Source organism: Metabacillus mesotrionivorans (assembly GCF_052171315.1).
Lineage (GTDB): Bacteria > Bacillota > Bacilli > Bacillales > Bacillaceae > Bacillus_P.
Genome location: NZ_JBQMFF010000004.1, coordinates 127,593 through 151,874 on the forward strand (window position 1 = coordinate 127,593; position 24,282 = coordinate 151,874).

Genomic DNA, 24,282 nt, shown 5'->3' on the forward strand with positions numbered 1-24,282 from the left:
TAATCTGCTGAACTATCATCTATTATACTAGAAAAAATAGAAAATGAAGCGTTTACACGAAAAAACCGTCATTTTTTTAAAAATTGAGAAAAGATAGAAACTGTTCTATAATAGAGGATGTATACACTGAACAAGGGGGAATTAAGATGAAGTTGGAAGCGCTGCCAGCAGCAAAGGGGAACCACAATCTTGAAGACTACCAAAAAACCTATGACCAATTTGACTGGTCTGAGGCAGAAAAAAACCTCTCGTGGTCGGAAACAGGAAGAATCAATGCTGCATACGAAGCAATTGACAAACATGCAGAATCTTTCCGGAAGAACAAGGTTGCCTTGTACTACCGGGACCCTGAAAGAGAAGAGAAGTATACGTTCAAAGAAATGAAAGAACGCTCAAATAAAGCAGGGAATATTCTCCGCCAATGTGCAGATGTTGAAAAAGGCGACAGAGTGTTTGTCTTCATGCCGAGAACGCCTGAGCTTTATTTTACCGTTCTTGGAGCCATCAAACTGGGTGCCATCGTAGGTCCTTTATTTGAGGCATTCATGGAGGGGGCAGTAAGCGACCGCCTGAAAGACAGCGAGGCTAAGGTCATTGTGACAACGCCTGAACTGCTTGAGCGGGTTCCGTTCAACGATCTGCCTGCTTTAAAGCATGTTGTCTTAGTTGGAGAAAATGTAAATGAAGATGGTCCGTACATAGATTTCCTTACAAGAATGAAAACCGCGAGCACGAAGCTCGAAATTGAATGGGTAGAAAAGACGGACGGACTTCTTCTTCACTACACGTCCGGTTCGACAGGAAAACCTAAAGGCGTGCTTCATGTCCATCAGGCAATGGTCCAGCATTACCAGACAGGCAGCTGGGTTCTTGACCTGAAGGAAGATGACGTTTACTGGTGCACAGCAGATCCAGGCTGGGTAACGGGTACAGTCTACGGTATTTTCGGACCATGGCTACACGGTGCATCAAATGTCATTGTTGGGGGAAGATTCAAGCCTGAGCATTGGTATGAAACGATCCAAAACTATGGCGTTACCGTCTGGTACAGTGCGCCGACTGCCTTCCGCATGCTGATGGGAGCAGGAGACGAGCTCGTTAAACAATATGATTTGAGCTCATTAAGACATGTTTTGAGTGTCGGAGAGCCCCTCAACCCTGAAGTTGTCAGATGGGGAGTGAAAGTGTTTGATAACCGGATCCATGATACGTGGTGGATGACTGAAACAGGCGCGCAGGTGATCTGCAACTACCCGTCCATGGAAATTAAACCGGGCTCTATGGGCAAGCCGATTCCTGGCGTCCAGGCTGCCATAGTGGATGACCAGGGAAATGAAGTGCCGCCGTACCGCATGGGCAACCTTGCCATAAAAAAAGGCTGGCCTTCCATGATGCATGCAATCTGGAACAACAAAGAAAAGTACGAATCCTATTTCATGCCGGGCGACTGGTATGTATCAGGTGACTCTGCCTATAAGGATGAAGACGGCTATTACTGGTTCCAGGGAAGAATTGATGACGTCATCATGACTTCCGGTGAGCGCGTAGGGCCGTTTGAAGTGGAAAGCAAGCTTGTCGAACACCCTGCCATTGCAGAAGCAGGCGTCATCGGCAAACCTGATCCTGTCCGCGGCGAGATCATCAAAGCGTTTGTCGCCCTTCGCGACGGCTATGAGGCGACGGATGAACTCAAAGAAGAAATCCGCAACTTCGTCAAAAAAGGCCTGGCTGCACACGCGGCACCGCGCGAAATCGAATTCCGCGACAAGCTGCCTAAAACACGCAGCGGAAAAATTATGCGCCGCGTCCTGAAAGCATGGGAACTTGACCTTCCGACAGGTGACTTGTCGACAATGGAAGATTAAAGAACGAATAGAACAAGGAAAATCCGAACTGAGGTAATTAGTTCGGATTTTTTCTGTTGGGAAGGATTTTGGTTTGTGCTGCCACTTTCTTGGTGCTTGAACCTTGGTTTGTGGCGCCACTCGGTGGAGTGCAGCCACTTTCTTGGTGCTTGAACCTTTATTTGTGGCGCAACTCGTCGGAGTGCAGCCACTTTCTTGATGTTGAAACTCTCGTTTGTGGTACGACTCGCCGGAGTACTGCCACTTTCTCGGTGGTGGAATCTTCGTTTGTGGCGCAATTCGTCGGAGTGGTGCCATTTTCACGGTGGTGGAACCTATATTTGTGGCGCCACTAGGTGGAGTGCAGCCACTTTCTTGATGTTGAAACCTTCGTTTGTGGTACGACTCGCCGGAGTACTGCCACTTTCTCGGTGGTGGAACCTTCGTTTTTAGCGCCACTACCTGAATCTAAAAAAGGATGCCCGCAGCGGGCATCCTTCATTATAATCATCCATTAGGTTTTTCAGGCGGTGTCTGAGGTTCGCCCGGTGGTTTTGCCGGCTCTCCAGGTTTTGGTTTTTCAGGCGGAGCCGGCGGCTTCGGTTCAGAAGGCTTAGGCTCCGCAGGTTTTGGTTCTGCCGGCTTCGGTTCGGCAGGCTTAGGCACTGCAGGTTTTGGCGCAGCCGGTTTTTCTGCCTGGTAGCTGCCGCTTTTCACAATGGCGGAAGCAGGTGATTCTTTTCCGGCTACATCAACTGCTGTGACATAATAGGCTGCCGGAGAACCGCCGATTGAAGCAGACAGGCTCTTGGAAGCTGGAATGCTGGCAACTTTTTTAAAGTTTTTAGAGAAGTTGCCGGCTGCATATACGCGGTATCCGATGACATCAGAATCTCCGCTTGTGTTCCAGGCAAGAGAGCTGCCGCTTATTCGGACACCGGATACTTGCCCTGGAACTGCACCGTTGTCCCTGATCTCATTTCCGTCGGTGACAACAATTTTCCCCCAGTTTGTTTTGTTTGGCAGCAGTTCTTTTAAGTCGCTGAAGCTGCTGAGGTTATGCATTTCAAGGATTTCCTTCTTCAGCATCGGACCCTGCTGGACAAATTCAGCCGGTGCAGAAGGCGGAACCTGATACGCACGGTCTTTAACGAATACATATTTGCCCGATGTCAGACTGTTATCTGTCTTAGTAGGCACAAACTTGGCATTGAAAAGATCTGTTGACACAAGTCCTGCCTGCTGGCACATCGCAGACGGAAGGTCTCCTGAAAGTGCGCAGTAGGATCTCTGGACAATTCCGCCCGGCATTTTAAATGTGGACTTTGGAGCGATTAGTCCAGGGTTTATTTCATAGGCGGCGTTCATCATTTTTGACCAGAGGAGAATGTTTCTATTGCCATAGTTCATCCCCTTATACCTTTTATCAACAGGTTTAGGTGTATCATATCCGAGCCAAGTTCCAAAAGACACATTTGGATTAGAGGCTACAAACCAGATGTCCCTGTATTCCTGACTCGTTCCAGTTTTTCCGGCCCAGTCAGCACTGAAAGACAAGTAATTTTTTGCGGAAGCTGCTGTCCCTTCACTGATGACATCTCTCATCATATCAAGCGTTAAATAAGCTGTCTGCGGCGAAAAAACATCTACTGCTTTTGATTTGTGCTGAAAAATGACTTCTCCTGTTTTTGTTTCAATTTTTTCAATCAGATAAGCATCAATAAACTTTCCGCCGTTCGCAAATGTTGTATAGGCATTAACGTTTTCTTCAACAGTTACCCCGGTAGTTATACCTCCTAGTGCCGTAGATGGTCCCCCGTCACTTTTATGAATAGTGGTCATGCCCATTTTTTTTAGATAAGAAAGAGGATTTTTATTCTGTATTTTCATGTATGCTTTAACAGCAGGGATATTATATGATTTAGCGAGCGCGTATCTTGCGCTTGTGAAACCATGGAATCTTCCGTCAAAGTTACCTGGAGAGTATTTTCCTGGCAATGGCACATCCGCAAGCACAGAACCAGGCTGTAGTTCACCAAGCTCCATAGCAGGTGCATAAGCAACAAGCGGTTTCATCGTCGATCCATTCGATCGCGGTGCATCTGTCGCATGATTCGTCTGTGAAACAGCGTGATCTCTTCCCCCGACAAAGCTGAGGATTTTTCCGGTTTTGTTTTCGATTAATACAGCTCCTACTTCAACCGGTTCCTGTACCTGAATCTTTTTGCCTGTTTCTTTATCAATCTTGTATTCTGGTTTACTGTTGCCGTAATATTCATAGGATTTGGCAATGGCATTCATTTTATCGTACATCGCCTTATTGACGGTGGTATGAATCTTGTAGCCGTTTTGTCTTAGATTTCTGTCTGCCAAAGCTTTATATTCTGCATAGAGTTCTTTATTTTGCTTTAATTTATCCAGTTTGTGGCCGTCTTTTTCCGCGAGCTGGGCAAGAAGAATATCTCTCGCGCGTTCTTCGATTTCGTAGGTGAGCCAAGGATACTCATCAACTGATGAAGGTTTGGCAGCTGTTAAGCTTTTTCTGAGGTCAAACTTGCTTGCTTCCTGGAATTCCTGCTGGGTAATAAAGCCTTTGTCGTGCATGCGGCGCAGAACGGTTTTCATTCTGGATGTTCCCGCGTCAAGATCTCCTTTAATTTTACCTTCGTTTGTAAACGGAGTATAGCCAAACGGGCTTTGCGGCAGTCCCGCTATAAACGCAGCCTGAGGAAGGGACAGGTCTTTTGCATCGACTCCGAAAATGCCTTGAGCAGCTGCCTGTACTCCCGCGACATTTCTGCCTGATGCATTTCTTCCAAGATCCGCTACATTCAAGTAAGCTTCAAGAATCTCTTCTTTTTCAAAAAAACGCTCGAGTCTGAGGGCGAGCAGAATTTCTTTTGCTTTTCGGTCAAAAGAAACTTCATCGGTCAGGATCTGATTTTTGATGAGCTGCTGTGTCAGCGTGCTTCCGCCTGAGCGGTTAGCCGAATTGGTTGCTTCCTGAAAAAGGGCGCGCATAATCGCTTTAGGAACAACGCCTTCATGCTCGTAGAAAAATTCATCTTCTGTCGCAATTACGGCATTTTTCACATGATCCGAAATATCCGCAAGCTTTACTTCCTGCCGTTCAATATCTGCCTGTAGCTTGCCGAGGTAAACATTATCCGAAAAATAAACCTGTGAGGTTTCTTCATAGTTGTAAATGTCTTTTTTCATTGAATTGTATGTGCGGAGAGGTTCATCTTTTACGAGAGAAGCAAAATACCCTGCTCCTACGCCCGCACCGAAAGAAGCCGTCAGTAAACCGATTACAATAAACACAAGCACCAGGTTCCAGATGACTCCATATGTAATGTTAAACCCTTTAATTGTTCTATGTTTGTAAGGCATCCATTTTCTGTACCACGTTCTAAGTTTATCCATGAGCGTATCATCCCCCTATACAATCACTTCATTATATCATAAAAAAACAGTACTTTTGTATGATCTTGTCAAATCAGGGCGGATCGTTTGACAAGTCGTGCTGAGTTGTGGTAAAAAAGATTTATTATTATTTTATTGCTTTGATTGGAAGAAGTAGTGAACATCTCCCTGTCCCAGAAAGCTGATGGCCGATGCAAATCAGCACAAAGATGGATCATGAATTACCTCCAGGAGCTTCTTTTGTGAACGGCAGATCCGCCAATTAGCAGAAGACGGTTAAAGGCCGTTATCTTTTCGAGACGGGAAGCATGCTTCCCAAAGCAGGGTGGTACCGCGTATTCCACGCCCCTTCATTTTATGAAGGGGCGTTTTTGTATTTTAAGAAAAAGGAGAGAAGCAAAATGAGTGAATTGCTCAAAGATCTTCAGTTCAGAGGATTAATTAATCAAATGACAGACGAAGAAGGCCTGAAAAAGGTGCTGGAAGAGGAGTCTGTTAAATTATATACCGGATTTGACCCGACAGCAGACAGCCTGCATATCGGCCATCTGCTTCCAATCTTGACGCTTCGCCGTTTCCAGCAGGCAGGACACCGTCCAATCGCCCTCGTAGGGGGAGCTACAGGAATGATTGGAGACCCATCCGGAAAAAAAGCAGAACGTACACTGAATACATCTGATATCGTCAAAGAATGGTCAGATAAAATTAAAAACCAGCTGTCGCGTTTCCTTGATTTTGATCCTTCAGGCAAAAATCCTGCCGTACTTGCAAACAACTTCGACTGGATCGGTTCTATGGATCTGATTACATTCCTTCGGGATGTGGGCAAAAACTTCGGCATTAACTACATGCTTGCTAAAGATACGGTTGCATCAAGAATCGAATCCGGCATCTCATACACAGAATTCAGCTACATGATCCTGCAATCATACGACTTTTTGAACCTGTACAGAGAAGAAGGCTGCAGACTTCAAGTTGGAGGAAGCGATCAGTGGGGCAACATTACAGCAGGTCTTGAGCTGATCCGCAAATCAGAAGAAAATGCAAAAGCATTCGGTTTAACTGTACCGCTTGTAACAAAATCAGACGGCACGAAATTCGGCAAAACAGAAGGCGGCGCGATCTGGCTTGATAAAGAAAAGACAACGCCTTACGAATTCTACCAGTTCTGGATTAACACAGACGACCGCGATGTCATCAAATACATCAAGTTTTTCACATTCCTTTCTCATGAAGAAATCGGTTCACTGGAGCAGCAGCTGACAGATGCGCCGGAAAAACGCGCAGCACAGAAAGCACTCGCTGAAGAAATGACAAAGCTTGTGCATGGCGAGAAATCACTCGAACAGGCCATTAAAATTTCACAGGCACTGTTCAGCGGCAACATCAAAGAGCTGACGGGCGATGAAATTGAACAGGGCTTCAAAGATGTTCCTGCTTTTACAGTAGAAGAGAACGAAATCGGCCTGATTGACCTTTTAGTCAATGCCAAAATTTCGCCTTCAAAACGCCAGGCGAGAGAAGACGTCTCAAACGGAGCGGTATACATCAACGGAGAGCGCATCCAGGAAACAGACAAAGTTCTTGGATCCGAAGACCGCATTGACGGCAAGTTCACCGTCATCCGCAGAGGAAAGAAGAAGTACACGCTTATTCAGTATAAATAATAAGGGAAAGCCTCTATTTTATAGAGGCTTTTTTCTTGGCAATAATTACACTCCAAATCCTCACCCAAAAAGTTGTAAACGAACATGTGTTTGCATATAATAGAGGGAGAGAAAAGGAGCTGACAACATGAACGGATTATTTGAGAGATCGATAAATCAGAAGCTTCCAATTGAAATTATTTATCTTTCTGAAAAAGGAGCTTTGTCCCAGAGAACAATCGCTGTGAGAGAAATGCGCGGCAGCTATGTGAAGGCGTACTGTTTTTCAAAGCAGCAGGTGAGGATCTTTAAGGTGAACAACATTTTATCTGCCGGTGTGAAGGGGAAACGAGTGAATTATGCGTAGTTATAGAAAAAACGGGTGGCGAAACAAAGAAACAAAACCTGCCTTTGTTCCATCTTATTAAAGATAAAATAAAGGCAGGTTTCAGGCAAACCTAGACGTTCTCTTTATGAATATTCTCTGTTCCGGCATCCATCGCAGTCTTGTAATACCAGCATTTATGATGAATGATTTCCATCGTCTTTTTCAGTTCTTCCATTTGAGCCTCTACACTTGCCTTACGTTCCATAAACATTTCATACCTCTGTTTTAATGTAGAATCTCCCTCAGAACACCAATCTATAAAAGATTTAATTTCTTTTATCGGCATTCCGGTGGATTTCAGGCATTCAATAATTCTTAAAGCTTCAATATCCGACTCCTTGAACACTCTTGTACCGCTGGGTGTCCGTTCTACAAAAGGCATCAGGCCTTCTTTGTCATAGTAGCGCAAAGTATATACGGTAAGGTTTAATTCCTTCGCTGCTTCTCCAATGGAATATGTATTCATGCTTCATCTCCTCCCCTATAAATTTAAACCTGCAGTTAACTTGAGATTTGTGAATTGAATCGTATCACGAGCTGTTTTGTGTGTCAAAAAAGTCATTTAATTGTGCAGTGCAGCTCTATTTACTCTTGACCTAGAGTTAACTATAAGCAATAACATGGAGACTGCAGGGGAGAAATAAGAGGTCGTAAGCGAGCGTAATCAAACGTATTTACAGGGAGGATTATAATGGACATTCATGATTTTCTGGCACACTTAAACAGGGGAGAAGCGGTGGCGGGACATTCAGAGATGCACCAGCTGATGCATACATTTTCTCAAGAAGCACTTAAAATAACGGCTGAGTTAAACGGAAGGTACCATACTCCCCAGGAAATCCAGGAACTGTTCTCGCAGTTGACAGGTAAACCGGCGGATCCTTCATTTGCTTTGTTCCCGCCATTTTATACGGATTTTGGGAAAAACATTCATGTGGGCAGGAACGTTTTTATCAACTCTGGCTGCCGCTTTCAGGATCAGGGAGGGATTACGATTGGCGATGGAGCACTCATTGGGCATAATGTTGTGCTGGCTACTCTTAATCATGACATCGATCCCCGGAAACGCAGCACTTTGCATCCTGCGCCAATTACCATTGGCACCAGCGTCTGGATAGGTGCAAATGCCACCATCCTTCCAGGTGTAACCATAGGCGATGGGGCAATTATTGCCGCTGGTGCAGTTGTAACAAAGGATGTGCCGCCGAATGTCATTGCAGGCGGTGTGCCTGCGAAAATGATAAAGAAAATAGAATCTGATCAGGATTAAAGCAGAACTGTGAAGTTATTTTATATGGGGAGCATGAATAGTAGAAGAGCAGTCCTATGTTTGTTTCTCTGCAGCTTTGCCCTGACTGCCTGCACCGGCAGTGAAAGGGAGGTCAGCCTGGAAAACTCACTTCAAGAAACGGGGAAGAGTAGTATGACAGATCAGTTGATAGATGTGACACTAACAATTGGTGAACAGGTATTTTCTGCAAAACTTTATGACCATCAAACGACCCGGGCATTCATTGAGAAACTGCCCCTGAGTATGAATATGAACGATCATAATCGCAATGAAAAATTCTACAATTTTTCAGATGTCCTTCCTGAAGACTCCGAAAGGCCGGGAGAGATCCGGGCAGGAGATATTATGCTGTATGGAAATAACTGTCTAGTGCTGTTCTATGAAAGTTTCTCGAGTACTTATCGTTATACAAGAATGGGATACATTGAGGACGCAGCGCGTTTTGCTCAAGCTGCAGGAGCGGAAGATGTAACTGTTGCTTTTGATCTGGAAGAAAACAGGAAGTAACATGCAGAAGAAAAATAGTAGGTTGTTACATGCAGGAAAAAAATTCACTGTATAGAATAATGTGGTCATACAGTATTGATCTAATCACTAAAGGAGAAAGGAGATTAGGTATTTAAAAGTATATATAAGGAGTGATAAATGATGTTCAATAAAAAAGATGATAAACGTTTTGATGAAAAGCTGATACAAACTTCTCAGCAGGGGAGCCTAATATCTATATGGGTTGACCGTCAAACAGGTGTTAACTATTTATACACATGGAGTGCGCAAGGCTGCGCTCTCACACCTTTGTTAGACGAGAATGGAAAGGTAATAGTGGACCAGATAGGAGCCAATTGAAAAGTAATCGTTTTAAGCAACCTCTCATTAAAAAGGATTGCCTTTTACTATCTCTAAAACTTTAGCGTGATTAGCTGCTGCTTGAAAAAAATACAAAGAAGTGTCATTTGCTGCGCGGTACAATCCGGATTTCGGGTGGACTAGTACCTATAACAGCAGACTAACACCCACTCCGCAATTGCAGAGTGGGTTTAATCATGTAACCATACTGAAGGAAGCCCTCAAAACCCAAAAATCAAGCATGAACTCCTTGTCTGCTGCTTTTTAGTTGTGATGGTAAATGGCATGAGGTTTTTTATTGTAAAATTCTGTAATAGCTTCATTTATCTTTTTCACGCCTTGTATTATTTCCTTTTCATGCACCTGGGAAATACATAAACGAATGAGATTGTCTTTATTAAACTCCGGTAGAAACATTCTGTGTGTATCATCTAAAAGAACCTCCTGCTCAAAAAGGAATTTGGCAAGTCTTTTTGATGAAATGCTGTTCGGTAAATAGATAGAAAGATAAAATCCTGAATCCGGCTCCGTATATTGTGTTCCCTTGGGAAGATATTGGCTGCAAGAATGTTTCAACAGGTTCATCCTATGAAAATATACTTCTTTTATTTTCTTTAAATGACTGCGGTACATTCCGCTTTTTAAATAAATATCCAATGCTCCCTGGGAAAGAACTGGGCTGTTAAAGTCAGCACTGAACTTGTATCGCAAAAAAATTTCAACTAAATTGTCTGGCAGTATAACGCTTGCGATCCTCAGGCCAGGAAGAAAGATTTTGGAGAAACTTTGAATGTAAATGACTCTCCCAGACGGATCGAAAGCGAAAAACGGATCCGCTTTTTTATTTCGTTCCAATTCTCCCAGAAAATCATCCTCGACAATATAAACATCGTATTTATTTGCTAACTCCACAATTTTTTTCTTCTCATCATTCGTATAAGAGTGTCCGAGGGGATTATGAAATCTCGGTATGACATAAAAAAACTTAATATCGCTGTTTTTAAAGTGATATTCGATTTGTTCTAAATCAATTTCATTCATGGATAGTTCAATGCCAAAGGCTTTAGCTTTGTTTACTTTGAGCGTTTCAATCATACCGAAATACGTTGGCTGTTCAATAAGAATATTCTTTTTGCCATTAGGAAATGGCAGGGCAGTCAGCAAATGTATGGCTTGTTGTGCACCTGAAACGATCACTACACGCTCAACGAACGTAAAGACCTGGGAATATTGAAAGTTATTTGTAAGCTGCTCGCGCAGCGTAAGCAGGCCTTGTTGATCTGAATATGTAAAAACCTCTTCCTTGTATGTTTCTATTGCTTGATTAATGCAGTGCTGAAATTCTTTGTAGGGCAATAAATGTTTATCTGGTCCAGCGGATAAGAAATCAATTGTACCAGCTTGATTGTCTGGCAGTATTGGTTCATTCACAAGATAATATCCGCTTTGGGGGATTGCATATATCAAGTGTTCTTTTTCTAGTTCATGGAATGCTTTTATGACCGTATTTTTACTGCAGTTATATTCCTCAGACAGTCTTCGGATAGAAGGAAGTTTACTGCCGGCAGGTAAATTTCTTTTTTTTAGTTCACCTTTAATATTTTCTGCGAGTTTCAGGTATTTTAGATTCAATGTCATTCCGCCCTCCTTAAAACAACTGTACCCTGACAGATGATGCAAACAGCAATGGTATCCGTTATCTGTTTCTAATAGTATGTGATTATATCTGAATTGTCCTCATTTTTCCGGATAATTTAAGGGGGAGAGAAGATGGAGCAAGAAAAAATGGGTTTACTGCTGGGGTTAGTGGGCGTAATCTGCTTTAGTTTAACTTTGCCTGCCACAGGTCTAGCAGTTGAATATTTCGGCACAACGATAGTGGGATTAGGAAGAACAGTCATTGCATTCGTACTGGTGGGAGTAATACTGATCTTGCGAAAGGAAAAAGCACCTGACCTTAAGCAGCTGAAAGGTATTTTCATTGTTGCAGTGGGAGCTGTGTTAGGCTTTCCTTTACTGACTTCATGGGCAATGAAGACTCTCCCTGTTTCACACGGAGCAGTGGAACTGGCATTACTGCCTTTGGCTACAGCAGGTTTCGCCCTGTTCAGAGGCGGAGAGAGTCCTTCTTTCAGGTTTTGGATTGCAAGCTTCATTGGTTCAGGAGCTGTCATTGCATATGCAATCCATTTAGGTCTTGGAAAACTCCAATTCGAGGATGCAGGACTCTTTGCAGCCATTCTTATTTTGGGACTTAGTTATGCTGAGGGAGGAAAGCTGTCAAGGGAGATGGGGAGCTGGCAAGTAATCGCCTGGGCAATTGTAATAGGTGCGCCTTTTTTCCTGATTCCTGTAGCGATGAATATGTCTGTGGAAATGTTGCGTGTGCCATGGCAGGCTTGGGCCAGTTTGCTCTATTTGGGGGTTGTAAGCCAGTTTTTAGCCTATGTTGCCTGGTATGGAGGGATGGCAGCAGGGGGAATTGCACGAATTAGCCAGCTGCAATATTTACAGCCGTTTTTGATGATAGGATTTGCAGCGCTCCTTCTAGGTGAATCTGTTACTATGGTGACGGTTTTTACAGCAGTTATTGTAGTTATTTCTGTATTCTTTGGAAGAAATGCGGCAGTATCAAAAAAGGGTGATTATCATAGCATGGCTGTTTCTGAATTTGCAGAGAAGACAAAACAAAAAACCCCCTGACATATTGTAAAAACAACATGATAAGGGGGTTTGTAAAAATTAACGAGAGTAGAACTCAACGATAAGAGCTTCGTTAATTTCAGCAGGCATTTCAGAACGCTCTGGAAGACGAGTGAAAGTACCTTCTAATTTGTCAGCATCGAAAGTTAGGAAATCAGGAACGAAGTTGTTTACTTCGATAGATTCTTTAACGATGTCAAGGTTGCGAGATTTTTCGCGAAGTGTAATTGTTTGACCTGGCTTCACTTGGTATGAAGGAATGTCTACGCGGCTTCCATCAACCAGGATGTGGCCATGGTTAACAACTTGGCGTGCCTGGCGGCGAGTGCGAGCTAGGCCTAAACGATAAACAACGTTGTCAAGACGTGATTCAAGAAGAATCATGAAGTTTTCACCGTGTTTACCAGTCATTTTAGCAGCTTTGTCAAATGTGTTGCGGAATTGACGCTCGTTCACACCGAACATGTGGCGAAGCTTTTGTTTTTCTTGAAGCTGTAAGCCGTACTCAGAAAGTTTTTTACGCTGAGTCGGGCCGTGCTGACCTGGTGCGAATGGACGCTTTTCTAATTCTTTACCTGTTCCGCTTAATGAAATTCCCAGACGGCGGGAAAGTTTCCAACTTGGACCTGTATAACGAGACATAGATGTCTCCTCCTTACATGTTTTTATTTGGCATAAAATAAAAACAGACTGACCCTGACTGAGTGCACATTTTGTTTTCATATATCCTCGCTCCAGCAGCAGAGAGTTACACGATACACCTCATCACAGAGGAACAAAATGAAATCACAGCAGTGGTATCAATAGGCTGCGAATATTTATTTTACACAACGACCATTATATAATTTTGATATTTGAAAGTCAACAATCTATTAAGAAAGACGATAATACAAATAGAGGAAATAACACATTCGGATAATAAATTGGAAAAAAATATATGTTATACTGAAGTAACGAAAGCTGATTCGGACATACGGGGGATTTTTGTGACAAGTCATTCTGAATACATACTACTATCCATTAAAAGTTCTTTTTTTGATTATATCAGCAGTCAGGCACGTCCGTACAGCAGACAGGCAGAGGAATATGCTGTCAGCTGCCTCCAATCATATTTAAGTGCAGAGTGTGTTTCTTTTTTTGAACGCAAAGAGGATCAGTACCTGTTGATTGCTGCAAGTTCGCATTCCTACCACACGGTGCCCTTCAGACAGAAGCGCTCATTAATCGAACGGGCAGAGTCAAGGGTCGACCTTATGCTTTCTGATGGATTCCTGCTTTCCGTAACCGAGAAGGAACACGTTTTTGATGAAGATTTTTATAGACTATTAATTAAAGAGTGCAATCATTTTCTTGCTTACTTTCAGCGCCTTCAAAAGAAAACGGAAGTGGAAAAAAACTATCAGGAGCTTTATGCGCTTACTAAAAAACTTCATGCGACGATGAATAAGGATGAAGTGTTAAATCAATTCATTTTTTCTCTTCAGAAATTGTTTCCTGCCTACCTGTTTTATTTATTTTTATCGCATGACAGTGACAGCAGACATGAACTGCCGGTGAAAGAGTTCGATTATGAAGGGACAGGCAGCGAGAGTGCAATGGAAGCCTATTTAAAGGGAGAGATTAAATGGGATGCCCCGGAGTCTGCAAACCAGGTTATTTTGTATGCGCCGCTTAAAGGGAACCAGGGCATATACGGTGTAGTCGAGGTTACTCAGCAGAACCGGTCTGAACTGGACGAGGATGAAACGATGATGACGGCTTCACTTGCAGAAGCTGCAGGTCATGCTTATGAAAATGCCAAGCTCTACGAACAGTCGAAAAAACTTGTTTCTGATTTGCAGCTCATCAATGAGACATCTCACAAACTCAACAAAAACCTAAGGCTGATCGATACGATGACTTATATGTCGGACCGGATTATCCGTTCTTTTTCTGCTGATGAGACCGGCTTCTTTTATACCAGCAGCGAAGGCGGAACACGGATGCTGCCTGGCAGCACTTCTTTTTTTCAGACTGAGGGTGCAGACTTTTATCTGAGGCTTGCAGAAAGCAGAGTGAGGCAGGAGCTTGAAGGAGTATTCATCGGTGACTTAAAGGTGAAAGATGCCGCTTTTTCTTCCATGATTGCCATTCCGATGGTGCAAAGGGATGAATTAAAGGGTTTTGCTGTTATTTTGCATAGTGAACCCTATGCGTTCACGTTTGAAATGTTTAAATTGATGCAGTCGCTCATTCACCATTCAACGCTTGCATTAATGAACTCCATGCTGAGAGAAGAACTTGAACTGCTTGTGATTACAGACCACCTTACAAAACTTTATTCCCGCAATTATCTGGATGATTCGGTGCAGCACTCTCTTAAAACAGACAGACAGGGAGCACTTATCTTAATGGATATTGATGATTTTAAAGCCGTTAATGATACGCACGGACATCAGACAGGGGACGATGTGTTAATTCAGGTGGCCGGCATCATTATGAACAGCATCAGAAAGAATGATGTTGGAGCCAGATGGGGCGGTGAGGAGCTTGCCGTTTACTTGCCTCAGGCTGACCCTCATTTTGGCATCGAACTTGCGAACCGCATCGTTGAGTCTGTAAAGAATGAGACCTTTCCGTCTGTTACCATTTCGTGCGGCGTCGCACACTGGACGGCAGAGGATCCTGAATCACTCAAAAGAATGATAAGAAGAGCGGATCAGGCACTTTACAAAGCAAAAGAAAACGGAAAGAACTGCGTTGTCTTTCATGAAGAATCAGAGGTCGTGCACGAGACCTCCTGACGCTTCTTTTTTTATGACAATAAGAAAGCGCTTTCAAAATAAGCTGGTTTATCATATGATATGTAAGGCAGCAGCTTAAGGGGGAAAAGACATGGGGAAGGAATATCAATTTGAAACAAAGGTGATTCACAGTCAGGAAAAGATGAAAGATCCATATAACAGTCTGGCTCCGCCGCTTTATCAAACGGCCACTTTTGTTTTTGACAGGGCGGAAATAGGCGAGCAGAGATTTGCAGGAGCAGAAGAAGGACATATTTATTCAAGGCTCGGCAATCCGACGGTTCAGCTGGCTGAACAAAAGATTGCGTCGCTTGAAGGAGCAGAAGCAGCACTTGCTTTTGGATCAGGCATGGGAGCGGTTTCTGCCGTTATGATGTCAATGGTGAGAACAGGTTCTCACATTCTTTGCTCAAAAGGGATCTACGGCTGTACGTTTGGTCTTTTGAACATGCTGAAAGAAAAGTTTGGCGTGACGTATTCGTTTTCTGAGCTTGCTTCAAAAGAAGAGATTGAAAAAGAGATTAGACCGGAAACTGCCTTTATTTATATTGAAACGCCAATTAATCCGACGATGCAAATCATCAGTCTTCAAACCGTTGCAGAAGCTGCTAAAGCTCATGGGCTTCGCGTCGTGGTTGACAATACGTTCTGTTCGCCGTACCTTCAGCAGCCGCTTTCTCACGGCTGTGATATTGTTCTTCACAGCGCCACGAAATACATCAGCGGGCATGGAGATGTGATCGGCGGGTTTGCTGCCGGGGATAAAGGGTACATTCAAAAGCTTGCTATGACAGAAAGGAAAGATATCGGGGCCATTATGTCTCCGTTTGATGCATGGCTTTTGCTTAGAGGGCTGAAGACTCTCCCAGTCAGAATGGACCGGCATTGTGAGAGTGCTGCTGAAATTGCCGGGAGATTGCTGAAGCATCCTGCAGTCGGGCAGGTGGTGTATCCATTTATCGGTGACTCTGAGGAAACGCGTATTGCCAGAAAGCAAATGAAAAAAGGCGGCGGACTGATTTCTTTCACGTTAAAAGAAGAGAGCAAATTGGAGGTTCAGCGATTTATGAACGCGCTGAATCTTATAAAAATCGCTGTAAGTCTGGGTGATGCGGAGAGTCTGATTCAGCATCCTGCCACTATGACCCATTCGGTTATTCCAGAATCGGAAAGGCAGGAGATGGGCATCAGCGACAATCTTGTGCGGCTGTCTGTCGGCCTTGAAAATGTGGAAGACATTTGGAATGATCTGAGTCAGGCTTTGGATGCTTTATAAAAAAAGGCCCAAGGGGTTCTCAGACCTCTCGGGCATTTTGTCATACTTTTAAAAGTGGAAAACTCATAGAAATTCAATAAGTGTTTCCGTGAACTTCTCCAAATACTTTTGGTCAAGCTCACTGAATCTGTCTTTAATTGGACTGTCAATATCAAGGACGCCGATTAACTCCCCGTCCTTCACCATCGGGACGACGATTTCAGACTGAGATGCTGCATCACACGCGATGTGTCCCGGAAAAGCATGAACATCCGCCACTCTCTCCGTTTTGCGGTTAAGAGCAGCGGTCCCGCAGACGCCTTTTCCGACAGGTATTCTGACGCACGCCGGCAATCCCTGATACGGGCCAAGAACAAGCTCGCTTTCTTTGTAAAGATAAAAACCGACCCAATTGATCTCCTCAAGAAACTGGTTTAATAGAGCCGACGCATTGGCCAGATTGGCAATGGCATCTTTTTCTCCATGCAGCAAAGCCTTCAGCTGCTTAATGAGCATTTCGTAATTTTCTTCTTGTTTTCCGCTGTAATTTTCGACATGAAACACGATATTTCCCCACCTTTGTGTATTTTTCACGCGTTTATAAGCGTGCGGACAAACTTTGTCGAGAAAAGAATAGAGGATATTCTCCTATTTTCTTGAATGTACAAAGTAATGATGAAAGGGGTGAGATTTATGCCAGTGCAGCCGAACGCCTCCAATCAAACGAAAGAAAAGATCATCGATGCAGCTGTAGCACTGTTCAACACACAGGGCTTTAACGGCACATCCGTGAGGGAAATTGCCAAAAAAGCGAATGTCAATGTTGCTCACATCTCCTATTACTTTAATGGAAAGGGCGGCCTTCTGGAATACTTGGTTTCAAAGTATTATGAAGGATACCTTTCAGTCATTGAAACAGGCTATCTCCGCCTGAGCCGTGAAACACCAAAAAACTGCCTGCTTCTCTTGATTGGGGATATTCTAAACTATCAGCATGAAAACCGTCAACTTGCACGATTTGTTCTGAGAGAAGTAACCCTCGACTCTATGTTGATCAGAGAAGTGATGACAACGTATCTCACAAAAGAGAAGTACTTTTTTAAAGCCATTCTTGAAGAGGGCATCCTCTCCGGACAGTTCCGGAAAGCACCGATGGCCCACATTCTTGTACAGCTGAAGAGCCTTCTGAACATGCCGTACCTTCAGCCGCAATATATGAGCGAAGTCCTCTATATTCAAACACATGAAATCTACTTCGTGAAACAGTATTTTCACGAAATCGAAATCTGGATTGACCATCTTTTATGCGATCCGTCAAAGAAGGAAGCGATTGTGTAAGGAATCCTTCCAAATCAGACAAGGGCCTCCTCATAATGAAAATAGTGTGCTCCAACATCCTTTGCACTATGGGCATCAGACCCGTATATGAGAGGGATGTTTTGTTTTTGTGCCTCCCTGATCATCCATCCGTCAAGATAGAGCACGCCGCAAAGTTCTTTTCTGAGTCCTGCTGTATTAAAATCGAGTTCCATCCGGTTCTTTTTAACAGCAGAAAGAAGGGACAGCTGCAGGTCTTTTAAGTCAAACTCAGCCGGAAATGCTCTCTGGAATTTTTTTATAAGCGTCAGATGTCCAAGCCTGCCCGGCTTATAAGGACCAAGCTCTGATTGAACTGCAGCAAGCAGAGTCTCATAGTAAAGTTCATGCAGCTTCCTTACGCCGCCGGCCGATTCAGCCATTTTTAAAAAGGTGTCACTGTCAAAATCAAGGCATTGATACTCAGTGCCGGGTTTCAGAAAATGAACAGACAGAATCCCGTCATCCATGTACGGGCCATAGTCGTTTAAAAAGCGTTCTGTCCCTTTTTCATAACCGCGGATAAAGTCCACTTCAAAGCCGAGATTAATTTTTATATTTCCGTCAAAGGACTTTTTCACTGCAGTGACCCGGGTAATATAATCCTCCAATTTAGCCCGGCTCATAGCGCTGTCGCTCCCTGGAACAGGATCAATGAACCCTTCCGGAAGAGGGGCATGCTCTGTAAAAGTCAGCTCCTCAAATCCTTCACTCAAAGCCCTTTCAACATACATTTCAAGGCTGTCATCAGAGCCGTGCGGGCAAAATGGCGTATGTACATGTCCGTCTTTTTTTCTCATGCAGAAAATCCCCTCTCAAGTACCGCGAAATATGGCGATAAATTGTGCAAAAAAATTTAAAATACCGGTCAAAAATTGTCGTTTACATGGTATCATAAATACAATGAAAAAACATTTAACCGTATAATGAACTGATTACATATGAAAATTCGACAATCGTTACTTACATTCATATAAATATATTATACCTTGTTATGACGATTTGCTGGAACACAACGAGGGGGCTCACTATGGAAGTCGTTATTGGACTTATTGTCATTTTGCTGGTTTTATTTGGAGTCGGCTACGCAATCAGAAGAAATATTTACAAAGAAGTAGACCGGCTGGAAGCCTTGAAAATCGAAATTATGAACCGGTCGATTGCAGATGAGCTTTCAAAGGTCAAAGATTTAAAGATGACAGGACAGGCGGAAGAATTATTTGAGCGGTGGAGAAAAGAGTGGGACGAGATCCTGACAGCCCAGCTTCCGGAAGTAGAGGAGCTCCTGTTTGATGCAGAGGATTACGCAGACAAGTACCGCTTTTCAAAATCGAAAAAAGTGCTTGAACATATCGAGAAAACGCTTAAGCTTGTTGACGAATCAATTGAAATCATCATCTCTGAAATTGATGAACTGATTACAAGTGAAGAGAAAAACAGCACAGAAATCGAAGAGGTAAGAATACAGGTCAAAAAAGCGAAGAAGACCCTGCTTGCGCACAGCCATACCTTCGGAAAGTCGCATGCGGCGCTTGAAATCAGGCTTGCAGAAATCACTGAGGCGCTTAAGCAGTTTGAAACGGAAACAGAAGAAGGGAATTACCTTGCAGCACGTGAAATCCTTCTGGGGCAAAAGGACGAGATCCATATTCTCCTTGAGAAGATTGACGAAATTCCAAAGCTGCTCGCAGAATGTCAGACTGTCATTCCAAATCAGCTTTCAGAGCTGTCTGACGGCTATCAGGAAATGCTTGATAACGGATTCCACCTGAAGCATATCCAGCTTGAGACAGAGCTTGAAAAAATGAACAAACAGCTGGAGGCGTATATGGCCCTTCTTGCTCAAGGCGAGACTCTCGAAGTAAAAGAAAATATAGAAGAGATGCAGGAAGCGATTGATACTTTTTACGACTTGCTTGAAAAAGAAGTACTCGCCCATCATTTCGTCCAGACCGCTGCTGTAAAAATAGATGAGCAGCTTGCAGATCTTCTTAAAAAGCGTCAGGAAACAGAAGAAGAAGCGGAACTTGTCAAAGAAAGCTACCAGATTTCAGAAGTGGACCTTGACCGCCGCCGTAAGATTGAAAAACAGATTTCAGCGCTGTGCAAACAGTTTTCTCTTATCCAGAACAAGCTTCAGTCCGAACAGCTGGCCCATTCCATTTTGAAGGAAGAGCTCGAACAGCTCCAAAGACAAATCGAAGAAGTGCGTGCAGAGCACCAGGAGTTCAGTGAAATGCTCCGTGCACTGAGGAAAGAAGAAAGAGAAGCGCGGGCAGCCCTTGCTGAAGGAAGAAAACAGCTTTATGATGCAAGCCGGAAGATTCAAAAAAGCAACGTTCCGGGACTGCCGCCAAATCTTGCAGAACTTTTGAAAGAAGCGAAGCGTTCTCTCGCAGACGCAGGCCGAAAGCTTGAAGAAATCCCGCTTAATATGATCGATGTTAATCGTATCCTTGAAGAAGCGACTGCTCATATTGAAATTTTTTCAAGACAGTCAGACGAAATGATTGAACAAGTCTACCTGACAGAGAAAGTCATTCAGTACGGCAACAAGTACAGGAGAAGAAATGGTACGCTTGCTGAACAGCTGAAAGAAGCGGAGGATCACTTCCGCAATTATGAATATACAAAGTCGCTCGATAAAGCAGCTGCAGCCTTGGAACAGGTTGAGCCTGGCTCGCTGTCAAAGCTTCAAAGCATGCTGGAAGAACAGACGTCCAAATAAAAAAGATCCCGCACCTTCAACGGTGCGGGATCTTTTTTATTTGTTACTTTCTCCGGCTGTCTGGTGAAGCTGGTGCCGTTCTGAACGAGGAATAGACATATCCCAGAACGCCGCCGACTGCAGCAGGGACTATAAAGCCAATACCGTATTCAAACAATGGAACATTCCCTTTCATCCAGGCGTCCAGTCCTGCTGGAAGAAGTCCTCCCGCTTTTAGACCGTCAGCGACGCTTATCACAAATGTAAAAAGCAGGCTTCCAAGATAAACTTCGTTTGCCCCCCTGAAATAGGAGTGGAAGAAAGATAAAGCAATCAGCACAATGGCAAGAGGGTACAACGCCACCAGAACAGGAACAGAAAACGAAATCAGCTTTGTTAATCCGGCGTTTGCCACTGTCATACTGAACAGGCAAATGATTAAGGTAATCGTTTTATAAGACAGACTTGGGAAAATTTTCGAAAAATAATTGCCGCAGGAAGAAACGAGTCCGATACTTGTAGTCAGGCATGCAAACAGGATGGCCGTCCCAAGGACTGCATTTCCAAAAGATCCGAATAAGTAATGAACAGATTCAGATAAAATAGCTCCGCCGTTATCAAGGTATCCAACTTTTGAGACGCTTGTAGCGCCTAGATAGGCCAATGAAATATAGACAAGCATGAGTCCGGCAGCAGCAATTAGCCCTGAGTTCAAGCAAATTTTTGCTATTTGGGATCTGTCCGTAACTCCCTTGTCTTTCACCGCATTGATGACAACAATTCCGAAAACCAGTGCCGCAAGTGTGTCCATGGTCAAGTAGCCTTCAAGAAACCCTTTGAAAAACGCGCCGTTCTCGTACTCTTTCGTGGGACTTTCAAACGTTCCAAGCGGAGAAATCAGCATTTTCACTGTAATCAGGGCAAGTACTAAAAGCAGCACCGGCGTAAGCAGTTTACCGATTGTATCAACTAGTTTGGTAGGGTTCAGTGACAGCCAGTACGTTACTGCAAAAAAGACCAGCGTGAAAAGAAACAGGATCCAGCCGTTCCCGCTCAATGACTCCGGCAAATATGGAATCACTCCAATTTCATATGTGACGGTCGCCGTTCTGGGAATCGCAAAGATTGGGCCAATTGCAAGATAGAGAACAAAAGGAAAGAAGAATCCAAACAGCGGATGGACTCTGCCGGCAAGCGACTGAATATCACTGCCGGACAGCCCGATGGCAATGACTCCAAGAAGCGGAAGTCCCACACCTGTAATAAGGAAGCCTATAATCGCCGTCCACATGTGATCTCCTGAGAGCTGCCCCAGTGCCGGAGGGAAAATCAGGTTCCCTGCGCCAAAAAACAAGGCAAACAGCATCAGTCCTATAACAAATGTTTCTTTTATGGTTAACGATTTATTCGACATCAAAAAATCCCCCTGAGATATACGTACTAACAATGTATCCGTTTACATCCTATCACATCCGCCGAAAAATTTGTCGAAAAATGTGATTAAATCAATTTTTATTATATTCTAAAAATTAAATCTGTCAAATGTTATTTGAAAGATTTCTTATTTCATCAAACTGTGTTATTATGATTGTTTGTTTCGTGCAAACTATTAAGATTGAGGATATCATCCTCGTTTGTACACAGGAGGAGCAGGAAATGATTTACCTGGACAATAGCGCTACAACAAAACCATACGATGAAGTATTGCACGCTTTCTCACAAGTTGCAACCCGGTTTTTTGCCAATCCTTCCTCCCTGCACAGCCTGGGAGCTGAAGCGGAAAAGGTTCTCACGCAGGCAAGAAGGCAGACAGCCATGCTTTTAGGTGCCGAAGAAAACGAAGTCATATTTACTTCAGGCGGCACTGAAGGGAACAATCTGGCAGTCAAAGGGTTAGCTCTTGCGCGAAAACATCATGGAAAACACATCATCACAAGCAAGATTGAGCATCCCTCAGTCATTGAAAGCATCAAGCAGCTGCAGGAACACTTTGACTTTGACGTTACATACCTGCAGCCGGATGAGTACGGGATGATCACAATAGAAAAGGTAGAAGAAGCCATTAGACCTGACACGATCTTGGTGTCAATCATGCATATAAATAATGAGGTTGGGACCATTCAGCCTGTTGAACAAATAGGAGAAATGCTTGAGGCGTACCCGAGAATCGCATTTCATGTGGATGCTGTCCAGGGAGCAGGAAAGGTTCCATTGTCGCTTGAACATATTGATTTGTGCACCATATCAGGCCATAAATTCCATGGTTTGAAAGGATGCGGTGCCCTTTATATGAAAAAAGGGGTAAAGCTTTTGCCGATGCTCTCAGGAGGCGATCAGGAAATGCAGGCACGCTCCGGAACGGAAAGTGCTGCTCTTGCTGCATCGATGGCAAAAGCACTAAGAATGTCGACTGAACGGTACAAATCGAACCGGGAAAAGATGAAACGTCAAAAGCATTTCCTATTTAAGGGGCTCGCAAATATGGAAACGGTCCAGATCAACACGCCTGGCGGGCAGTCGGCCGACCATATTATCAACTTTTCCGTGCCGGGTACAGAGGCTGAAGTTCTATTGCGGATGCTTGAACAGGAAGAGATTTACGTCTCCACCACCTCGGCCTGCTCTTCAAAGCGAAAGCGCAGCAGCACAGTGCTGCTTGCGATGGGAAAAAGCGGGTCAGCTGCTTCAAGCTCCATCAGGGTGAGCCTTTCGTACGACACAGAAGATAAAGACCTGGAGCGGTTTTTAACCGTTTTAGAAGCATCTGTAAAAAAACTAGTGAAACTTGCGAGGTAGTTTTATGAAGTATGAGCACATTATGGTAAGGTACGGGGAAATTACCACTAAAGGAAAAAACAGAAGATGGTTCGTAAACTGTCTGAAGCAAAACCTCAAATCGGTGCTGTCTGATTATCCTGCACTGGGATACTGGGGCAACCGCGACCGGCTTTATATCAACTTGAACGGGGAAAATCACGAGGGGATTCTTGAGAAGCTTCCGCTCGTATTCGGCATTCACTCCTTCAGTCTTGTATTGAAGACGAAAAGAGAACTGGAAGAAATCAAAAATGGTGCTCTCGCTTTAATAGAAGGCCAATACAAGGCAGGAGACTCGTTCAAAATTTCTGCTAAAAGAGCGGATAAAACATTTCCATTGCTGACAAATGAAATTAATTATGAAGTAGGCAGCCATATATTGAAAAATACTGACGGACTGACTGTAGATGTACACAGCCCGGATATTGACGTAAGGGTTGAGGTCCGCGGGGAAGCAGCCTACCTGTCTTCCAAAGACTACGAGGGCATCGGCGGATTGCCGGCAGGTGCAAGCGGTAAAGCCGTTTTGATGCTTTCAGGAGGAATTGACAGTCCTGTAGCCGGCTATTTTGCGATGAAAAGAGGGATAGAGCTTGAAGCTGTCCACTTTTTCAGCCCGCCGTACACAAGTGAGCGGGCAAAGCAAAAGGTGATTGATCTTGCCCGCAGGCTTACTGTTTTCGGGGGCAGAATCAGATTGCATATCGTTCCTTTTACAGAGATACAAGAAGCGATTCAAAAGCAGGTTCCTGAAAGCTATGTCATGACTTCCACGCGCAGGATGATGTTGCAAATAGCCGATAAGATACGGGAGAAGCATGACGCGCTTGCCATTGTGACAGGAGAGAGTCTCGGGCAGGTGGCAAGCCAGACGCTTGAAAGCATGTATGCCATTAACGACGTGACGAACACGCCTATCATCAGGCCGCTGATTGCCTCTGACAAAAAAGATATCATCTCTCTTGCAAAGCAGATCGGCACGCATGATACATCCATCTTGCCATATGAGGACTGCTGCACCATTTTTACGCCTCCATCACCGGCAACGAAGCCAAAGCTTGAGAAAGCGCAGCGTTTTGAAAGCTTTCTTGATTTTGAGCCGATGATTTTAAAAGCTGTTGAACGGACTGAATTAGTGGAATTGTCTGCTGCTTCTGAAGAAGAATTCGATGAATTCTTTTAATGAAAGGAAATTGTGAACAATTACCAAATTAAGTTTG

Annotated in this window: 20 protein-coding genes and 1 other annotated feature; of the genes, 13 read left to right on the forward strand and 7 right to left on the reverse strand. The window is 43.9% G+C overall.

The window, feature by feature from the left end:
* Window positions 1-146: 146 nt before the first annotated feature.
* The gene (gene acsA, locus ACTSEZ_RS12915) at window positions 147-1,865 is read left to right on the forward strand and encodes an acetate--CoA ligase (protein ID WP_369734596.1); all 1,719 of its coding nucleotides are present in this window, start codon (window positions 147-149) and stop codon (window positions 1,863-1,865) included.
* 486 nt (window positions 1,866-2,351) lie between these two features.
* Here the strand turns inward: acsA and ACTSEZ_RS12920 are convergent, their stop codons facing one another.
* Window positions 2,352-5,270, reverse strand: a complete 2,919-nt coding sequence (locus ACTSEZ_RS12920; protein WP_369734597.1) for a transglycosylase domain-containing protein — start codon at window positions 5,268-5,270, stop codon at window positions 2,352-2,354.
* A gap of 131 nt (window positions 5,271-5,401) precedes the next feature.
* Window positions 5,402-5,623 (forward strand) — a binding site (T-box leader).
* A 48-nt stretch (window positions 5,624-5,671) separates the two neighbouring features.
* On the opposite strand from ACTSEZ_RS12920, the gene tyrS reads away from it, so the two are divergent.
* Both tyrS and ACTSEZ_RS12930 read left to right on the forward strand, forming a co-directional pair.
* Window positions 5,672-6,937: a tyrosine--tRNA ligase gene (tyrS, locus tag ACTSEZ_RS12925; RefSeq protein ID WP_369734598.1), complete on the forward strand. Its 1,266-nt coding sequence runs from the start codon at window positions 5,672-5,674 to the stop codon at window positions 6,935-6,937.
* A gap of 127 nt (window positions 6,938-7,064) precedes the next feature.
* Complete coding sequence (locus ACTSEZ_RS12930; protein ID WP_369734599.1) at window positions 7,065-7,283, forward strand: hypothetical protein; 219 nt, start codon at window positions 7,065-7,067, stop codon at window positions 7,281-7,283.
* 91 nt (window positions 7,284-7,374) lie between these two features.
* Here ACTSEZ_RS12930 and ACTSEZ_RS12935 read toward each other — a convergent pair whose 3' ends face one another.
* The gene (locus ACTSEZ_RS12935) at window positions 7,375-7,770 is read right to left on the reverse strand and encodes a MerR family transcriptional regulator (RefSeq protein ID WP_369734600.1); all 396 of its coding nucleotides are present in this window, start codon (window positions 7,768-7,770) and stop codon (window positions 7,375-7,377) included.
* A gap of 225 nt (window positions 7,771-7,995) precedes the next feature.
* Here ACTSEZ_RS12935 and ACTSEZ_RS12940 point away from each other — a divergent pair, with 225 nt between their 5' ends.
* From ACTSEZ_RS12940 to ACTSEZ_RS12950, 3 genes are all read left to right on the forward strand, one after another.
* Window positions 7,996-8,574, forward strand: a complete 579-nt coding sequence (locus ACTSEZ_RS12940) for a sugar O-acetyltransferase (protein ID WP_369734601.1) — start codon at window positions 7,996-7,998, stop codon at window positions 8,572-8,574.
* Window positions 8,575-8,727: 153 nt separating this feature from the next.
* Window positions 8,728-9,102 carry a cyclophilin-like fold protein gene (locus tag ACTSEZ_RS12945; RefSeq protein WP_369734602.1) on the forward strand — a complete coding sequence of 125 codons (375 nt, stop codon included), beginning with the start codon at window positions 8,728-8,730 and terminating at the stop codon, window positions 9,100-9,102.
* Between the two features lie 141 nt (window positions 9,103-9,243).
* A complete protein-coding gene (locus tag ACTSEZ_RS12950; RefSeq protein ID WP_369734603.1) occupies window positions 9,244-9,441 on the forward strand; it encodes a DUF6440 family protein in 198 nt (65 codons plus the stop codon).
* Window positions 9,442-9,705: 264 nt separating this feature from the next.
* On the opposite strand, the gene ACTSEZ_RS12955 is transcribed toward ACTSEZ_RS12950, so the two are convergent.
* Entirely contained in the window at window positions 9,706-11,073 is a 1,368-nt protein-coding gene (locus ACTSEZ_RS12955) for an aminotransferase-like domain-containing protein (protein ID WP_369734833.1), read from the reverse strand.
* A 138-nt stretch (window positions 11,074-11,211) separates the two neighbouring features.
* On the opposite strand from ACTSEZ_RS12955, the gene ACTSEZ_RS12960 reads away from it, so the two are divergent.
* Window positions 11,212-12,144, forward strand: a complete 933-nt coding sequence (locus ACTSEZ_RS12960; RefSeq protein ID WP_369734604.1) for a DMT family transporter — start codon at window positions 11,212-11,214, stop codon at window positions 12,142-12,144.
* Between the two features lie 39 nt (window positions 12,145-12,183).
* Here ACTSEZ_RS12960 and rpsD read toward each other — a convergent pair whose 3' ends face one another.
* Complete coding sequence (gene rpsD, locus ACTSEZ_RS12965) at window positions 12,184-12,786, reverse strand: 30S ribosomal protein S4 (protein WP_369734605.1); 603 nt, start codon at window positions 12,784-12,786, stop codon at window positions 12,184-12,186.
* A gap of 344 nt (window positions 12,787-13,130) precedes the next feature.
* Between rpsD and ACTSEZ_RS12970 the strand changes: the two genes are divergently transcribed.
* The gene (locus ACTSEZ_RS12970; RefSeq protein WP_369734606.1) at window positions 13,131-14,927 is read left to right on the forward strand and encodes a sensor domain-containing diguanylate cyclase; all 1,797 of its coding nucleotides are present in this window, start codon (window positions 13,131-13,133) and stop codon (window positions 14,925-14,927) included.
* Between the two features lie 91 nt (window positions 14,928-15,018).
* Window positions 15,019-16,203 (forward strand): methionine gamma-lyase, encoded by a 1,185-nt coding sequence (gene megL / locus ACTSEZ_RS12975; protein ID WP_369734607.1) that lies wholly within the window; start codon window positions 15,019-15,021, stop codon window positions 16,201-16,203.
* Window positions 16,204-16,266: 63 nt separating this feature from the next.
* Here the strand turns inward: megL and msrC are convergent, their stop codons facing one another.
* Entirely contained in the window at window positions 16,267-16,746 is a 480-nt protein-coding gene (gene msrC, locus ACTSEZ_RS12980; protein ID WP_369734608.1) for a free L-methionine (R)-S-oxide reductase MsrC, read from the reverse strand.
* A gap of 129 nt (window positions 16,747-16,875) precedes the next feature.
* Here msrC and refZ point away from each other — a divergent pair, with 129 nt between their 5' ends.
* Window positions 16,876-17,520 carry a forespore capture DNA-binding protein RefZ gene (gene refZ, locus ACTSEZ_RS12985; protein ID WP_369734609.1) on the forward strand — a complete coding sequence of 215 codons (645 nt, stop codon included), beginning with the start codon at window positions 16,876-16,878 and terminating at the stop codon, window positions 17,518-17,520.
* A gap of 14 nt (window positions 17,521-17,534) precedes the next feature.
* Here refZ and hisJ read toward each other — a convergent pair whose 3' ends face one another.
* Entirely contained in the window at window positions 17,535-18,338 is an 804-nt protein-coding gene (hisJ, locus tag ACTSEZ_RS12990; RefSeq protein ID WP_369734610.1) for a histidinol-phosphatase HisJ, read from the reverse strand.
* 230 nt (window positions 18,339-18,568) lie between these two features.
* On the opposite strand from hisJ, the gene ezrA reads away from it, so the two are divergent.
* Entirely contained in the window at window positions 18,569-20,266 is a 1,698-nt protein-coding gene (ezrA, locus tag ACTSEZ_RS12995) for a septation ring formation regulator EzrA (protein ID WP_369734611.1), read from the forward strand.
* Between the two features lie 43 nt (window positions 20,267-20,309).
* Here ezrA and brnQ read toward each other — a convergent pair whose 3' ends face one another.
* Window positions 20,310-21,659, reverse strand: coding sequence for a branched-chain amino acid transport system II carrier protein (gene brnQ, locus ACTSEZ_RS13000; RefSeq protein ID WP_369734612.1), 1,350 nt, complete (start codon window positions 21,657-21,659; stop codon window positions 20,310-20,312).
* Between the two features lie 242 nt (window positions 21,660-21,901).
* Here brnQ and ACTSEZ_RS13005 point away from each other — a divergent pair, with 242 nt between their 5' ends.
* Together ACTSEZ_RS13005 and thiI are read left to right on the forward strand one after the other, a co-directional pair.
* Window positions 21,902-23,041 carry a cysteine desulfurase family protein gene (locus ACTSEZ_RS13005; protein WP_369734613.1) on the forward strand — a complete coding sequence of 380 codons (1,140 nt, stop codon included), beginning with the start codon at window positions 21,902-21,904 and terminating at the stop codon, window positions 23,039-23,041.
* 4 nt (window positions 23,042-23,045) lie between these two features.
* Window positions 23,046-24,245, forward strand: a complete 1,200-nt coding sequence (gene thiI / locus ACTSEZ_RS13010; RefSeq protein WP_369734614.1) for a tRNA uracil 4-sulfurtransferase ThiI — start codon at window positions 23,046-23,048, stop codon at window positions 24,243-24,245.
* Window positions 24,246-24,282: the final 37 nt, after the last annotated feature.

Bases quoted from the DNA above. Each gene is read 5' to 3' on its own strand.
- acsA (WP_369734596.1), top strand. From the start codon at position 147: ATGAAGTTGGAAGCGCTGCCAGCAGCAAAGGGGAACCACAATCTTGAA.
- ACTSEZ_RS12920 (WP_369734597.1), bottom strand. From the start codon at position 5,270: ATGGATAAACTTAGAACGTGGTACAGAAAATGGATGCCTTACAAACAT.
- tyrS (WP_369734598.1), top strand. From the start codon at position 5,672: ATGAGTGAATTGCTCAAAGATCTTCAGTTCAGAGGATTAATTAATCAA.
- ACTSEZ_RS12930 (WP_369734599.1), top strand. From the start codon at position 7,065: ATGAACGGATTATTTGAGAGATCGATAAATCAGAAGCTTCCAATTGAA.
- ACTSEZ_RS12935 (WP_369734600.1), bottom strand. From the start codon at position 7,770: ATGAATACATATTCCATTGGAGAAGCAGCGAAGGAATTAAACCTTACC.
- ACTSEZ_RS12940 (WP_369734601.1), top strand. From the start codon at position 7,996: ATGGACATTCATGATTTTCTGGCACACTTAAACAGGGGAGAAGCGGTG.
- ACTSEZ_RS12945 (WP_369734602.1), top strand. From the start codon at position 8,728: ATGACAGATCAGTTGATAGATGTGACACTAACAATTGGTGAACAGGTA.
- ACTSEZ_RS12950 (WP_369734603.1), top strand. From the start codon at position 9,244: ATGTTCAATAAAAAAGATGATAAACGTTTTGATGAAAAGCTGATACAA.
- ACTSEZ_RS12960 (WP_369734604.1), top strand. From the start codon at position 11,212: ATGGAGCAAGAAAAAATGGGTTTACTGCTGGGGTTAGTGGGCGTAATC.
- rpsD (WP_369734605.1), bottom strand. From the start codon at position 12,786: ATGTCTCGTTATACAGGTCCAAGTTGGAAACTTTCCCGCCGTCTGGGA.
- megL (WP_369734607.1), top strand. From the start codon at position 15,019: ATGGGGAAGGAATATCAATTTGAAACAAAGGTGATTCACAGTCAGGAA.
- refZ (WP_369734609.1), top strand. From the start codon at position 16,876: ATGCCAGTGCAGCCGAACGCCTCCAATCAAACGAAAGAAAAGATCATC.
- hisJ (WP_369734610.1), bottom strand. From the start codon at position 18,338: ATGAGAAAAAAAGACGGACATGTACATACGCCATTTTGCCCGCACGGC.
- ezrA (WP_369734611.1), top strand. From the start codon at position 18,569: ATGGAAGTCGTTATTGGACTTATTGTCATTTTGCTGGTTTTATTTGGA.
- brnQ (WP_369734612.1), bottom strand. From the start codon at position 21,659: ATGTCGAATAAATCGTTAACCATAAAAGAAACATTTGTTATAGGACTG.
- ACTSEZ_RS13005 (WP_369734613.1), top strand. From the start codon at position 21,902: ATGATTTACCTGGACAATAGCGCTACAACAAAACCATACGATGAAGTA.
- thiI (WP_369734614.1), top strand. From the start codon at position 23,046: ATGAAGTATGAGCACATTATGGTAAGGTACGGGGAAATTACCACTAAA.